This is a genomic window from uncultured Microscilla sp. (assembly GCF_947493425.1).
GTDB lineage: Bacteria > Bacteroidota > Bacteroidia > Cytophagales > Microscillaceae > Microscilla.
The window spans coordinates 14,217-29,777 of sequence record NZ_CANLRP010000110.1 but is presented as its reverse complement, the minus strand read 5'-3'; the positions used below and the strand labels follow the sequence as shown (position 1 = coordinate 29,777).

Sequence of the window (15,561 nt, the reverse complement as noted above, 5' to 3'; positions counted from 1 at the left end):
GAAGCCGACAAAAAGGAACCCAGCTTTTGGGACCGTGCCGTCAATGCGGTCAAAGGATTTTTTGAGGGTTTGCGCAAAGCAATCAATTTTATATTTGACCAACTGCGCAAGGCAGTGAAGGCAATCATTGAAGGGGTGAAAAAGCTTGCCAATGGTTTGATAGAGCTCGCCCGTAAAGCTATAGTGGGTATGATCAAGGCATTTGGCGAAGCGCTGAAGGCACTGGTAACTGTAGCATTGGCGGCGTTCCCGAAACTTGCCAAACGGATCAACGCCCTGATAGACAAGGCGGTAAATGTGGCGGTGAAGGTAGTAAATACCCTTGCCGAGGGTTTGAAAAAAGCAGTAAACGCCCTGCTCGACGTGTTGGGCAAGGCACTGGATGCGGTGCTGGCGCTCTACCAAAAAATGTATAATTTGGTGCTGGATGCGCTGGAGTTTATTGCGGTGGGGATTGTGAAGGTAATGCAGTTCATAGAAAATCTAATTTTGGCGGCTGTGGCAATGCCTCAATATTTGTTCTGGGCAGAAATACTCAAGGCGTTGGTAGGCTTTGACCCTACCGCACCCTTACCCGCCATAGAACGCACCGAAAAAGATGGGGCAAGTGCCAACGATGTAGCAAAAAACAAGGCATTGCTTGACAAGAAAAAACTTTCGGATGAAGATGCGGTGTTTGCACCATTACTCAACGAAAAATCTCTCTCTCCCGAAACCCTCCAAGGTTTGCAAAACCTAGAAGAAGGCGACCACGATTTTGACGGAGCTAAAAACCCGCTCATGGTGAAAGAGCTCAAAAGTTTGAACGATGAAGTGGAAGCGAAAGAAAGCGACATAGAAGCCAAAGCCGATAGCAAACCCGAAACGGCCAACCCTGACTTTGCCAATATGAGCGATGACGATAAACTCAATTATTATTTAGACCAAATGCGGGATCAGATGGCGCAGCCCAAGGGCAAAGAAGGCAAGAAGAAAGACAAGGCTGCCCCCGCCCAAGAGTTGCCCGACGTGGCAAAAGTAGGTCCTTTGAGCGTAGAACAACGTTTGTCATTCATTACTTCACAAATGAAAATAGGGATTGAGGCTTGGTGGAACGAAAACAAGGGTTGGGTAATTCCTACGGTGATAGGAGTAATACTCGGTGTAACCGCTTTGATAGTAGTCACAGGGGGCGCAGCCATTATGCCCATCTTGAGCGCCTTGATGCAAGGGCTTACCGTGATATTTGGGGCAATGCTAGTGGCACAAATTGCCGCCCCGCTCAAAGACTATATAGTAAAAGCGTGGAAGGGCGACAAAAAAGGCGCTTCGCAAAGTTTGGTTCAAGCCTTTGCCGTAGGGCTTACCGAAATTATATTTAACCTTATTTTCAAGGGTTTGGGCAAGCTTTTCAAGCTGATAGGCAAGGGAGCAAAAGCCGCCATGCGCGGAATGAAAAAACTTGCCCAAAGCACGGTAAGACTTACCAAACGCCTCGGCACGGCACTGCTCCGCAATGGCAAGGTGATTTTTCAGGGCTTGAAGAAAGGGGCTTTGAAAGGTTCTAAGTCGGTGGGTGGTATGGTGAGCAAGTTGGCGAGGAGATTTAGGTTTAAGAAGATTACGATTAAGAGAACAAAACAAAGAATAGATGTTTATGGGGAGTTTAATCCTAAAGTGCTAGTTTTGACCATTTTCTTTGGAAAGGTAACAGACCATAAGTTTAGAGATTTAGGTGTTCGTTTGAGAAAAGAATTTTCCCTGAGCAGCAAAGGGGGCCGCCCTAAAGAGATAGGGGCATTGAATAAAGGGAGCAACAAAATTATTGTAACCGATGATTTTGCCGAAGAGTTCGCCAAATTGAACAGCAAAGAGCAAAAAGAATATATCAAACGTTTGCGCAATGCAAACACTCAAGCTGAGAGGGAAGGGATTATTAAAGAGTTGGGGGGTAATAAAGAACCAGCTTGGTTTAGTGATCCCACAATTCCAGAATCAGCTAAAAATGTAGCACGAAAACGTGGAGACTTGCGAAAAAAATTGAAAACACCAGATGGTGATGAAGGGCATCATGCATTTACAATATCTAACCTTGGAAAAAGCAAAACTTTACAGGATGCTGTAGAGTCAGGATTTGGGTATAATACAGGGAAAAATGGGGTAAACTTGTCCAAATTTAGTAACACATTAGGCTTGGATGGAGTACATGCTAGCCATCCTCACTACAGTACAGAAACTCTTAAACTTGCAGAAAAGTTTAATAAATCCTATGGTGGTCGTAAAGGATATACAGAACTTCATGCTGAATTTTTTACAGAAGCCATGGCTAAGAAATTAATAAATACAATTGAAAATGTATGCGTAAAAAAAGGCATTAAAGTAGATGATTTATTCAAAACAGGTAAAGGTATGGGTAATATTGACCCAAATAAGTTATATAATCAAGTACTTAAATCATTAAGTAAACAAAATATGTTGCCAAAGAAATAAGCAATGAAGAAAGTAGATTACCTATTATTAAAACACTCAACCAATCTAAAAGAAATAGGTTTTTGGGAGCAGTTGGATGTGCCCGAAGAATACTATAACGTGCCCAATAATTTTAAAATATTGGAGTATGATAAGTTTCCTGAGGTGTCCCCAAACCTAGAAAATTTTAGGCTAAGGGAAAAAGCAAACCTTACTGATTGTTTAAGTTCATTTATGCCTACACCATCTATAGGCTTTTTTATTAGTAAAAAATTCCAAGGATTATTTAATGATTTTTTGCTAGAAGGCATTAGGTTTTACCCTACTACTATCATGAAAGCTGATGGTACTACAATTGACTCATATTCATTCCTACATGTAGTTGATCAATATCATGATAATATCAATTATGAAAAATCAGTATTTGTAGATTTTTCAGAAGATGATGAACCTGAGGTAGATATAAAAGAAGAAGATAAGATTTTCCTACCTGACTGTGTAGAACCCCGAAAGATTATTCTAAAAAATGAAGTAGATTTATTTCGTTGTCCCTATGATACTTCTACGCTTGTATCTACAAAGTTAAAAAGCACAATAGAGCAAGAAGGAATAACAGGGGTAGAGTTTGATGATCGAGTAGGTATAGAGTTTTACCTAGATGAATAAAACATAAACGCACACTAATTGGGAAAAGCTAGACAAAAGTCTGGCTTTTTATATTTTATCTGCGCGGTATTGCCAACCTTATCTCTGCCGCCCGCCGTTCGCCCGACTATTTCTGGGGGCAAATGTCAGAAGAATTGTTGGGGGCGGACATCACGAAACCTTTGCCAGGCGAAGTAGTGGTAAACAACACCCAAGACGCGGTGAAAACTGCCGAAGAACAAGGCAAAATCACCCAGCAAGACAGCCAAGTACTCAAAAAAACCAAGCTAGAGGCAAAAGATGTAAAGGTAGACCCGGTGGTGCAAAACCCGATACTGAGCCCCGAACTGCAAAAACTGATTGCGGGCTTGCCCGAAGGCAAAGAGCTAGAGTTTGGCGAACAGCCCGACCTCGACCAAAAGAAAAATGTAGAGGAGATAAAACAAGAGGCGGCGGGCGTGGCAAGCACCGAAGCCAAGAAAACTCAAGACACGGACACCAGCCAAAACAGCACTACTAGTACCGAAACTAAACAACCCCAAGGCAGCACCAAAGAAGGACAAATAGGGCCTTTTGCGGGACCGATGGAACGCTTGGGCTACCTGACGGGCACCATGAAAAAGGCAGTGGCGGAATGGTGGACCAAAAACAAGGTAACCGTCATTATTGGTTTGGTGGCGGGCATTGCGGGGCTTATTCTCGCCAACATTGCCACGGGGGGCGCTATTATGGCGGCATTGCCTTTGTTGTTGCAAATAGTGGGCGCCATCTTTACAGGCATTGGTATCTTAGACATGGCGAAACACTTTGGTAAATACTTGAGCCAAGCCTTCCCGGATAAAACTATAGCAGGCGGTGCCAAAAGCCTGGCGCGTGGCTTGGCGGCACTCACCATTGAGCTTATTTTCTCGCTACTCTTTGGCGGCAAAGCATTGCTCAAGAGCGCCAAGAAGGGCATTAAAACGGTGGCAAAAGGGGGCGTAAAAGCAGGGGTGAAAGCGGGCGCCAAAGCCGCTCGCAAAAGTGCGGTGAAAGGGATTAAGAACACCGCCCAAAACTTTAAAGATTTGGGCGGGGTGGCTAAAAAAGGAGGTCAAGCTCTGGTAAAGAATGGTAAGATGGTGTTCAAAGGCATGAAGCGAGGCGCTTTGGCAGGGGCTAAAACTTTAGATGATGTTGCACAGAAGCTGGTGAAGAAGTTTAGAGTTAAAAAAATGAAAATCACCATCAAAAAGAAAAAATGGATTCTTTGGGGGATGTTTAATCCTTGGTATCGTATGGCTAACGGTGATATTGTAGAATCTCCTGATACCAAAATGAGTAATCGTGGAACTGTTAAGGTTGATGGAAAAAAAGTAAAGGTAACAGAGCAAGTCAAACAATCAGACATTGAACGAAGGGTAATTGTTGATCCTCAAACAGGACATAAGCGAAAAGCAACTTATGATGAGAGTGGAGATGAAGTAAATTTTATCAATAAATATGGGGTTAATGAAACTGAAATCAGGTATGTAGGTTCTAGAGCCCCAAGAAATGCAAAAAAATATGCTGGGAAAACGTTTCCATTACCTAGAAGTTTACGCAGAAAATATGGCAAAGGAGTCAAGTTTTCTAAAAAAGGATTTCCTGATTTTGAAGCTGTGCTTAAAGCTAAAGGGATTAAATACAAAAAGACTACCATAACTATGAGTGCTAATAGCGCTCAAGATATAGCTGCGGCTAACAAAAAAGTTTTTAATCATTCAACTAACAGACCTAGTGAATTTAAAGATTATACTTGGCATCATTCAGAAGATGGTAGTAGTATGATATTGGTTCCAAGAGATTTACATGATTATGTAAAACATACTGGAGGAGATGCTATAACAAGACATGGATAAATAATGAAACTTAGTAAAACAAACACAACGATTACCCAGCAAGATATAGATAACTGGGAACAAAAAGAGGGTATTGTACTCGATAAGACATATCAACGATTTTTATTAGAGTATAATGGAGCAGAGCCTACTCATCGACAAATGCCTGTGGATAATTTAGGTGAAACCATCATTGTAAATAGTTTCTTTAGTTTAGAGCAACTTCAAGAAGAATATAAAAAATATGAAAATGTACTTCCTAAGTCCTTGTTACCTATAGGTTTTGATGAACTTGGCAATCGCATTTGTATAAACAGAGGAACTGAAAATAATGGGAAAATTTATTACTATGATTTAAGATGGGATTTAGAAGACGACGAAACTCCGGAAGTTTTCCAGTATTATTTGGCTGATGATATGCTCAAGTTTATTAATCAACTCCAAAATGATGTAATTCAAACCACTAATGATGATTTGCTAGAGTTATTCAGTGAACCATTTAAAAATGAAAATCAAATTATTAGTTTAATCAACGATGGTTGGGATGTCAATACATTAATAGATGGTGAATATACTGCTATGCAACGCCTTGTGCTAGGAGAAAAAATAAACGTTAAAATTGCAGATTTACTCATAGAAAAAAGTGCGAAACTTTCTGGAGCTTTAGAACAGGCTACTGTATGGAATAATCTAGAAGCAATCAACTACCTTATACAACACGGGGCTGATGTAAACGAAACAAATCAAGAAAATACTCCTTTATTGATAGAAATGGTTAAGAGTATAAATATTCCTGTCATACAACTTTTATTACAACATGGTGCTGATAAAGAAGCATCTGATAATGATGGACACACTGCAAAATACTGGGCTAAAATAAAAGCAAAGCAAGGGTATAAAGAAGCAAAGAAAGTACTTGCTTTGTTAAAGTAATAAACTTACATCTACAAATGTAATAAAGAAAGCCTCTCTTTTATAATAAGTGAGGCTTTTCGTGTTTTTTGTATACCGCCCAAAACTTTAAAGATTTGGGTGGCGTGGCTCGCGACGGTTGGGGTACTTTGATGAAGAACGGAAAAATGATCTTCAAGGGCGCCAAACGTGGAGTGATTAGCGGAGCCAAAACTTTGGACGATGTAGCGAAGAGACTGGCGAAGAAGTTTAGATTTAAGAAGTTTAAAATTGCCATTAAAAATAAGCGTTTTAAGCTGTATGGAGAGTTTAATCCTTGGGTTTTGTTGGCGGATGGGAAAGTAGATTTTTTTGACCAAAAAGATTTAAAGAATGTAGACACACCTGGCGGAACGGTTAGATTGGGTAATAAAGTCAAAGTAGGTAGAAAAGAAGGAGTTGTGGTAGGTGTAGATAGTTCACCAAGTAAATATGTACAAGATTTAAAAGACCCAAGCATTACCAGTAAAAATAAAGCAATTGGCGAGTTCAGAGATTTAAAAAAGAAGAAACATGGAGACAGACTCAAGGCTATTCGCAAAAGCGAAGGTACAGCCGAACTACGTCGAGGTATTCCAGGGCTACAACCCAAAGATTTTCAAGCACACCACGTAATACCACGAGAAGTAGGTGCTGAATTTGATGATTTTTTCAAAAAGATTGGCTTTAACATTGAAAATGGCAGACTCAACGGTATTATGATACCGCCAGACAAGGACGTACTGAAAGAAGCCATTAAAAATGATTCAGCAGTAAAGGGCGTGTTTGGTAACAGTGCTTTTCATAAGGGATCGCACCCTGATTATACCAAGCAGATAAGAAATAAAATAAAAGAATTACAGGACGATTTTGACATGATTCCAAGCCCAACTTCATCACAAAAGAAGTTCTTTTTAGATGAGATTCATGACTAGTTCAAAAGTCTAAAGATGCAATAAGTAAAGGTAACGGTAAGTCAATTAATAAGCTAAAACTTAAATTATAGTAATTCATGCAAAAGTATTTTTTGTTAGATTGGAATACTAACGATAAGAAACATGTCTTTATTGAAGGTTTTGAGGCAAGTGATAAGCTCAAAGATAATGGTAGTACAGGGGTTTCATTACTAAATGAAGCTCCTCCTAAAGCATTTTTAAAAAACAAGAAAGGTGTTAAGGCTGATGCTCTCGTGGGTGCAAGTACTTTTCTTGTTATTTCGGAAAGGTTTAAAACCCTATTTGAGAACTTTCAAGATGACATACAGTTTATCGAGTTTATACCACTGAGGCTAGAAAACCTCAAAAGCAATGAGAAATCAGAAAAATATTATTTACTAAATATACTTAATAATATAGAATGTTTTGATTGGGAAAAATCATCATATACAAGGTATCCTAAGGATATATTCCCAGATCAACAACATTTGATTAGAAAAGTTGATAAATTAGTTATTGATCATAAACCAATAAAAGAACGTAATATTTTTAGAGTTGCCGAAAAGCCAATCCCTATATACATCAGTCAAAAATTAAAAGATGCCATTGAAGAAGCAGATTTAACAGGGGTAGAGTTTCACGAAGTAGAAGTTTCTTAAAGTCACCTAAATAATAACTGAAAGCCAGATGTTTGTCTGGCTTTTTTTATGCCCACAAGCCCAAAAAACCTGGAAGAAGGCGACCACGATTTTGACGGGGCTAAAAACCCGCTCACGGTGAAAGAGCTCAAAGGTTTGAACGATGAAGTAGAAGCGAAAGAAAGCGACATAGAAGCCAAAGCCGATAGCAAACCCGAAACGGCCAACCCTGACTTTGCCAATATGAGCGATGACGATAAACTCAATCATTATTTAGAGCAAATGCGGGCACAGTTGGCGCAACCCAAGGGCAAAGAAGGCAAGAAGAAAGACAAGGCTGCCCCCGCCCAAGAGTTGCCCGACGTGGCAAAAGTAGGTCCTTTAAGCGTAGAACAACGTTTGTCGTTCATTACTTCACAAATGAAAATAGGGATTGAAGCCTGGTGGAACGAAAACAAGGGTTGGGTAATTCCTACGGTGATAGGAGTAATACTCGGTGTAACCGCCTTGATAGTAGTCACAGGGGGCGCAGCCATTATGCCCATATTGAGCGCCTTGATGCAAGGGCTTACCGTGATATTTGGGGCAATGCTAGTGGCACAAATTGCTGCCCCGCTCAAAGACTATATAGTAAAAGCGTGGAAGGGCGACAAAAAAGGCGCCTCGCAAAGTCTGGCTCAGGCTTTTGCTGTAGGACTGACCGAAATCATATTTAACCTTATTTTCAAGGGCTTAGGCAAGCTTTTCAAGCTGATAGGCAAGGGAGCAAAAGCCGCCATGCGTGGAATGAAAAAACTTGCCCAAAGCACGGTAAAACTTACCAAACGCTTAGGTAGAGCACTGATCAAAGGAGGCAAAGTGATTTTTAAAAACTTGAAAATAGGATCTATAAAAGGGATTAAGAAGGTTAAACAACTTACAAATACTCTTACTAAAAAATTCCGATTAGGGCTAGGTAAAATTAGAGTAACTAAGCAGTGGATTATTATAGAACTAAAATTTAATCCTAGAGGAATAGTTATTCGCATCAGAAATGAGTTTAAGGCGTCTGGTCAACGATCTTATTTTAAGGAACTTGATATTCTAAGAAAAAAAATAAGGCTGAGTGACGCTGAATTTGAAAAATTAGTTGGCATTGTCAAAAACGAGCCTTATGCCTCAGAGTTTAAATCCTTGATGGTCATTGCTCGTAACCATAGTAGTATTAAAGCCATGAAGCCAATTATTGATAAGGCTTTGGCTTCTCCTGAGTATATTTCACGCCTTGCAAAACTTGCACCTAAATTTAGAATGCAAGGCATACCTGCACAAGCGCATACTATGAAAAATAGTTACCTTAAAATACTTGGAGGGCGACCGTTTAATGAAGCTAATTTCCCTCACTTTTTAGAAAGGCATCACTTAAACTATTTTAGATTTAAGCCTGAAATAACAGGACCAATGGGAGCAATAAACTCAACACACCCAATGTACAATCGTTTGATGAATCGTTACAAAAACGAAGTTTTGAAAGATATTAAAAGTTTAACTCCATTAAGTAAAACTAAGACTATTGCACATGGTGTAGATAACTACCGATTTAGGCTAGAGAACACCAAAATAGAGCAAGGATTCTGGGATGATACTGTAGGTTTAAATGATCTTACACGCTACCTTGATGAAGCTCTTGAAAACCTTCACAGAGAAGGACGTTTGCCGTTGGGAGCAGGATTTGAACGAACAGCTATAGGAAGCCCAAAAATCCCTGTAACTGTAGGAACTAAACCTAAATCTACAGGAGGATATAATGTTGGAGGGTTCTTTCCCAACTCTCAAAAAGGTTCAGATATTATCACACTAAGCAAGGATGAGATGTTAGCTCTTCATCTACTTTTCATCAAAAAAATATAATCAATGAATATTTATTTTCTAAGGCCCGATTTTTCTACTAAGCAAGGTGTCAAATACTGGCAAGACAGTATTGAAGGTTATAAAAATGAAATTCTGATTAGAGAAAATATTCAAGCAAATATCATTATTGATACAGGAGAAATAAAAACTGAAATTTCTGACAATTTTGATCATATGATTGGTGCTTTCTGCTTAAGAGGCTTGTTGGATTTATACCAACATCAGCATGCCGTAGTTAAATACTCAGAATCAGAGTGCTATATACGTTTGGATATAGAAGATGACTTGATATACATATCAGGTAATGATTTGTGGGATGAAGAAAATGAAGATGAATTGGTAGAAGCCTATGTAGATCTTGTCCCTTTCCTTCAGGCAATGTATCAGTGTGGTAATGACTATTTAAGGTATTTGAATGAAATAAAAGACTTTTTAGGTAAAGACTCACAAAAAAACGAGAAAGTTTTCGAAAACCTGGAAAACATGATCTGGCGGATAAAAAAACTTTTAAAGGAGGTTAATCTGGCAAATATTCCAGCGTTACAAGATATCAAGAGATAAAATGCATATTTATACTACATTCAATTTATTATTGAAAAAACAATACTATAATGCATCAGACTGCTTGCCTTTAGGGAATATATCACTTACCAGCACAATACCCAAAGAGCATAAAGGTCGGGTGCTTATTATAGGTAGCCAGCCTAACCAAGCAGAAAATCCACAAGAAACAGTAATCAATTGTGTACTTGAGGATGAATTGATGTATTTTATTCCTAAGCTGTGCTTCGAGTCTGTTCAAAACCTGATAATGCAGAAACCTGTTGTGATTAAATACAAAACAAAAAACGGCTACTTTAGAATGGATGATGAAAATATTATTACATTGATTTTAGATGATTATTCTCCCAAAGCTTATGCACACCCTACCGATTTGTACCCATCCCTGTATAACTGCGGAAAACTGTACCTTAAATTTGTTGAAGCCTTTTTTTGGAGAGAAAAAGAGTTTCTAACAAAGCTACAGCGACAAGAAAAACAAACTAAAGAACTACTCATTTCAAAAAATATGCTTGTATCATAAAGTTACATATCTAACGTATTTGAGACTGCATCCAGTTTCTATTTTTTATACGCGGCATTGTCAACCTTATCTCTGCCGCCCGCCGTTCGCCCGACTATTTCTGGGGGCAAATGTCAGAAGAATTGTTGGGGGCGGACATCACGAAACCTTTGCCAGGCGAAGTAGTGGTAAACAACACCCAAGACGCGGTGAAAACTGCCGAAGAACAAGGCAAAATCACCCAGCAAGACAGCCAAGTACTCAAAAAAACCAAGCTAGAGGCAAAAGATGTAAAGGTAGACCCGGTGGTGCAAAACCCGATACTGAGCCCCGAACTGCAAAAACTGATTGCGGGCTTGCCCGAAGGCAAAGAGCTAGAGTTTGGCGAACAGCCCGACCTCGACCAAAAGAAAAATGTAGAGGAGATAAAACAAGAGGCGGCGGGCGTGGCAAGCACCGAAGCCAAGAAAACTCAAGACACGGGCACCAGCCAAACAAGTACTACAACTACCGACACCCAACAACCCCAAGGCAGCACCAAAGAAGGACAAATAGGGCCTTTTGCGGGACCGATGGAACGCTTGGGCTACCTGACGGGCACAATGAAAAAGGCAGTGGCGGAATGGTGGACCAAAAACAAGGTAACCGTCATTATTGGTTTGGTGGCGGGCATTGCCCCGCAAAAAGCGGGATTTTCAACGGGGCTCATCCTCGCCAACATTGCCATCCCGATGAATCGCGGACTTTCAGCACGCGGCGCTATTATGGCGGCATTGCCTTTGTTGTTGCAAATAGTGGGCGCCATCTTCACGGGCATTGGTATCTTAGACATGGCCAAACACTTTGGCAAATACCTGAGCCAAGCCTTCCCTGATAAAACTATAGCAGGCGGTGCCAAGAGCCTGGCGCGTGGCTTGGCGGCACTCACCATTGAGTTGATTTTCTCGCTACTCTTTGGCGGCAAAGCATTGCTCAAGAGCGCCAAGAAGGGCATCAAAACGGTGGCAAAAGGGGGTGTAAAAGCAGGGGTGAAGGCGGGCGCCAAAGCCGCTCGCAAAAGTGCGGTGAAAGGGATTAAGAACACCGCCCAAAACTTTAAGGACTTGGGTGGCGTGGCACGCGACGGCTGGGGTACTTTGATGAAGAACGGAAAAATGATCTTCAAGGGCGCCAAACGTGGAGTGATTAGCGGAGCTAAAACTTTGGACGATGTAGCGAAGAGACTGGCGAAGAAGTTTAGATTTAAGAAGTTTAAGATTGTCATCAAAAGACGTCGGTTTTTATCTTATATTTGGTGTAGTTCAATAAAATCATCGAGAATATGCAAAGAAAAACTTTTTACTTGAGTTGGCTCCTGATGGTTACCCTGTTTGGCTGCGAACACTTAGACATTAAAGCCTCTGAAGCTGCTCAACATACAGGCAAGTATGCCTCTGTAACCGGAAAGGTAGCCAGTGTAAAAACCATCAATTTTGGTAAACCCAATGAACTCAACTTCTTAAATTTAGGACGTGCACATCCCCAACAAGACTTTACTATCGTAATCAAGGGGCGATACAAAAACCGTTTTAGACCTTTGCGCGACTACAAGGGTAAAAAGGTGAAAGTAACCGGGCGTATTGGTATGCACAAGGGTAAACCTCAAATTCGCCTAAAGGCAGCCAATAAATTAAAAATTTTGGAATAATTAGCCTGTTCAACACCAGGGTTATATATCAATTAAATCATCACTTATGACTCAATCACTCCCTTTTTATTTGTTGTTGCTCTGGCTCACGGCCTGCGGAAGCACACCCAATACCAACAACTCTACTGATACGGTCGCTCAAAATGCGGTGCCCGCACCAGATACAATGACAGTTTCTAAAAAATTAACTGATGAGAATATGCAAACCAATGAAACTAACCTAACCAACGATACTACCACCTGCCAAGAAGGGGATACGCTTATTATTCAGGAGGTAAAGACACTTTGCCTAAAAAACAGCCTGCAAAAGCTAACCAAACTAAAACTGGCTTTACAAAAAGGGGAGGCCTTGAAAATGGTATGCTTTGGCAATAGTATCACCAATGGCTACAAGGTGGGCAGCTATGGGGTAGTGGCCAACCCTTATCCTTATGTATTGGAACGGTTACTTAAGAAAAAGTACCCCAAGGCAAAGCTCAAAATAGTGAAAGAGGGACACAACGGCTGGCGTAGCGATCAGGCAGTGAAAGAGGTAGATACGTTGGTACTTGCCAAAAAGCCTGATTGGGTAACCTTGATGTTTGGCATCAATGACGCTTACGCGGGTTGGACGCCAAAGTTTTTTGGGCAGAAGATGGAAAGTCTGGTGAAACAACTTAAGGCACAAGATATAGAAGTCATCATTTTTACCCCTACTCCTTTTACTACTGCTTATAATCAAAAAGCAATTGCTTATTTGCCTATTCTTAAGGCGCTGGCTAAACAATACGATTGTGTTTTTATCAATTTGCATCAAGCTATCTTGGCGAGAATCCAAAAAGACAAGCTTGAGTTAGACAAGGTATTACCCGATGAGGTACACTTTGGCGATGAGTACTATCAATTGATTGCTGAGGAGATTTTTAGGGTTTTTGACCAGTAAATAGAGTCTAGCCCCTCACCTAACCACAGAACGAAGTTCAAGCGCTACACGACTAATTTACTGAACTTCGTCTCTGACCGTTGTACTATCCTCTTTTAGATCACTCTATTTTTTCAACTTTAATGATTGTTTTGATGGCAAAAAAGCCCCATAGCATAGTAAAATACCTTTAAATAGTCAGTTTTTTATAATTTATTCTATCCTACTGTTTATTTAAGCGTATACACATACACGCGCTGGCATGAGCACATTTTTATTAACCAAAACAACTACTCTATGGAAACTCTTTTTAGCGATCAATTCAACGATATTTTTTATAACAAAGAAAACGGTATTCATTATCATATTACAAAGCCTACTACTGCTCAAATGACAGAAGCAGAATTTCGGCAAATGGTGTTGAACTGGAAACAACTCATGTTGTCTTGCGAACCTCAATGGATATTAGTAGATAACCGCGATTTTCAATTCCCTATTTCACCCGACCTACAAACCTGGGTGGCTCAAAATGTGAGTGCTCATGTACTGGCACTTGACTCCATCATAAAGTCTTGCTTTGTATTACCCGAAGAGTTTATTTCCCAGTTATCCGTTTCGCAGCTAACTGATGAAGCAAAAGACATTTCACCAAAAGACAATGTAAGGTACTTTTCCAGTCGGGAAGCCGCAGAAGCATGGCTCAAAAGCAAAGATTAAATTTTCCCTGATAGGACTTAACTGGTGATGCTTTCATCAATGTATATCAAGTCATTACGGGACAGACCTCAAAAGTGAATTTGCCCGATAATATGCATTTTATCGGCTAACAATCGCTGAGGAATTTTTTAGGGAGCTTGACCAGTAATTATGTGGTAAAAAAGCCTATTTACATCACTCAACGCTTCAATACAGCCAGTTTTTTTCAGTTTCTTCTACCCTATTGTACATTTAAGCGTATAGATATAAACATACTCGTATTGGCCTGATATACGCATCTTATTTTTTAACAAAAATTTTCAAACTATTCTATGGAAACTCTTTTTAGCGATCAGTACAACGACATTCTTTATGACAAAGAAAGCAATATTCATTACCACGTGACCCAACCTACTACTGCTCAGATGACAGAAGCAGAATTTCGGCAAATGCTTCTAAACTGGAAACGGCTGGTCCTTCCCTATAAGCCTCAATGTATTTTGATAGACAACCTTAATTTCCACTTTCCTGTCTCACCTGACCTACAAGACTGGGTGGTGCAAAATATAACCACTCCTGTACTGGCAATTGGCTCAGTAATCAAGTACTCCTTTGTATTACCCGAAGAGTTTATTTCCCAGTTGTCTATTTCGCAGTTTACAGATGAAGCCAAAAATGCTTCATCAGAAGATGTTATACGGTATTTCCCCAGCAGGGAAGCCGCAGAAGCATGGCTCAAAAGCAGGGATTAAGTTTGTGCTGTTCACCAATTTGTATCAAGCAATTTTGGCGCATATCTCAAAAGGTATATTTTGATCCTCTCAATACAGCCAGTTTTTTTCTGATTTCTCTCACCCTATTATATACCTAAGTAACGTGTTCGCCCCGTAAACGGGATTTCGGGCGTAGCCCTCAACAATAACCCCGATAAGAAACCGGGACTTTGAAGCTGTCCGGTTTAGAACATATTAGCTTCGCTGAGCTTGAACTTCGTTCTGCGGTTCGCTTTACTGCCTTTCGTTACCCCGGCAGTTCCGCCGGGACTGTAAGTTTTTATTGCCCGTAGCGTTGCCCCGAATCAAGTTCGGGGTTCAAGCTCTACGAGCGCAAAAACCGATGGCTAAATGCCTCAGTCAGTTGTGCGTATTTGCCCTAAAAACCAGAAACTTATCTTGAGCACGTTAAGTAGCAGCAAGCAATTAGCTATAAGCTACAAGTAAAGATAACTGTCTCATAATATGATAGTTATACTTTCATGTTAGGTATATTTAATTTTGTCTTGGTACGTTACTAAGCGTACACATACTGACGTTGGCCTGGTATGCACTCTTTATTTTATATGCACAAAAATTTCAAACTATTCTATGGAAACTCTTTTTAGCGACCAATTCAATGATATTATTTATAACAAAGAAAATGGTATTCATTACCATATTCTTAAGCCTACTACCGCCCAGATGACAGAGGTAGAGTTTCGGCAAATGCTTCTGAACTGGAAGCAACTTATGTTTTCCCATAATCCTCAGTCGATTTTGGTAGACAGTCTCAACTTTCACTTTCCTATCTCACCTGACCTACAAGACTGGGTGCTTCAAAATATAACCACTCCTGTACTGGCTATTGGTTCAGTGCTTGGGTACTGCTTTGTATTACCCGAAGAATTTATTTCCCAATTATCTATTTCGCAGTTTACGGATGAAGCCAAAAATGCTTCATCAGAAGAAGTCATGCAGTATTTCTCTAGCAGAGAAGCCGCAGAAATATGGCTCAAAAACAGAAGTTAAATTTATCTGATAGCATTTGACCAGCCATGCTTTTATCAATTTGTATCAAGTGACCTGATATGCGTACATTATTTTATTAACAAAA

General features: G+C 40.1%; 15 protein-coding genes. All 15 read left to right on the top strand.

Features of this window, described 5'->3' with window-relative positions:
• On the top strand, positions 1–2,469 hold a 2,469-nt coding region (locus Q0954_RS23010), incomplete at its 5' end, for a hypothetical protein (protein WP_299460878.1).
• Positions 2,470–2,472: 3 nt separating this feature from the next.
• Positions 2,473–3,114, top strand: coding sequence for a DUF1629 domain-containing protein (locus tag Q0954_RS23005; protein WP_299460876.1), 642 nt, complete (start codon positions 2,473–2,475; stop codon positions 3,112–3,114).
• A 122-nt stretch (positions 3,115–3,236) separates the two neighbouring features.
• Complete coding sequence (locus Q0954_RS23000; RefSeq protein ID WP_299460874.1) at positions 3,237–4,973, top strand: HNH endonuclease; 1,737 nt, start codon at positions 3,237–3,239, stop codon at positions 4,971–4,973.
• Positions 4,974–4,976: 3 nt separating this feature from the next.
• Positions 4,977–5,885, top strand: coding sequence for an SMI1/KNR4 family protein (locus Q0954_RS22995; RefSeq protein ID WP_299460872.1), 909 nt, complete (start codon positions 4,977–4,979; stop codon positions 5,883–5,885).
• 68 nt (positions 5,886–5,953) lie between these two features.
• Positions 5,954–6,817 (top strand): AHH domain-containing protein, encoded by an 864-nt coding sequence (locus Q0954_RS22990; RefSeq protein WP_299460871.1) that lies wholly within the window; start codon positions 5,954–5,956, stop codon positions 6,815–6,817.
• Between the two features lie 77 nt (positions 6,818–6,894).
• On the top strand, positions 6,895–7,476 hold the full coding sequence (locus Q0954_RS22985; RefSeq protein ID WP_299460869.1) for a DUF1629 domain-containing protein: 582 nt from the start codon (positions 6,895–6,897) through the stop codon (positions 7,474–7,476).
• 48 nt (positions 7,477–7,524) lie between these two features.
• Positions 7,525–9,345: a hypothetical protein gene (locus Q0954_RS22980; protein ID WP_299460867.1), complete on the top strand. Its 1,821-nt coding sequence runs from the start codon at positions 7,525–7,527 to the stop codon at positions 9,343–9,345.
• Between the two features lie 3 nt (positions 9,346–9,348).
• Complete coding sequence (locus Q0954_RS22975; protein WP_299460865.1) at positions 9,349–9,906, top strand: hypothetical protein; 558 nt, start codon at positions 9,349–9,351, stop codon at positions 9,904–9,906.
• Position 9,907: 1 nt separating this feature from the next.
• Positions 9,908–10,429, top strand: coding sequence for a hypothetical protein (locus Q0954_RS22970; protein ID WP_299460863.1), 522 nt, complete (start codon positions 9,908–9,910; stop codon positions 10,427–10,429).
• Between the two features lie 110 nt (positions 10,430–10,539).
• Positions 10,540–11,754, top strand: coding sequence for a hypothetical protein (locus tag Q0954_RS22965; protein ID WP_299460861.1), 1,215 nt, complete (start codon positions 10,540–10,542; stop codon positions 11,752–11,754).
• Positions 11,730–12,095 (top strand): hypothetical protein, encoded by a 366-nt coding sequence (locus Q0954_RS22960; RefSeq protein ID WP_299460859.1) that lies wholly within the window; start codon positions 11,730–11,732, stop codon positions 12,093–12,095. The genes Q0954_RS22965 and Q0954_RS22960 overlap by 25 nt, the downstream gene beginning before the upstream one ends.
• Positions 12,096–12,141: 46 nt before the next feature.
• The gene (locus Q0954_RS22955; RefSeq protein ID WP_299460857.1) at positions 12,142–13,017 is read left to right on the top strand and encodes an SGNH/GDSL hydrolase family protein; all 876 of its coding nucleotides are present in this window, start codon (positions 12,142–12,144) and stop codon (positions 13,015–13,017) included.
• Between the two features lie 276 nt (positions 13,018–13,293).
• Complete coding sequence (locus Q0954_RS22950; RefSeq protein ID WP_299460855.1) at positions 13,294–13,713, top strand: hypothetical protein; 420 nt, start codon at positions 13,294–13,296, stop codon at positions 13,711–13,713.
• 311 nt (positions 13,714–14,024) lie between these two features.
• The gene (locus tag Q0954_RS22945; protein ID WP_299460853.1) at positions 14,025–14,444 is read left to right on the top strand and encodes a hypothetical protein; all 420 of its coding nucleotides are present in this window, start codon (positions 14,025–14,027) and stop codon (positions 14,442–14,444) included.
• Positions 14,445–15,056: 612 nt separating this feature from the next.
• Entirely contained in the window at positions 15,057–15,476 is a 420-nt protein-coding gene (locus tag Q0954_RS22940) for a hypothetical protein (RefSeq protein ID WP_299460851.1), read from the top strand.
• Positions 15,477–15,561: the final 85 nt, after the last annotated feature.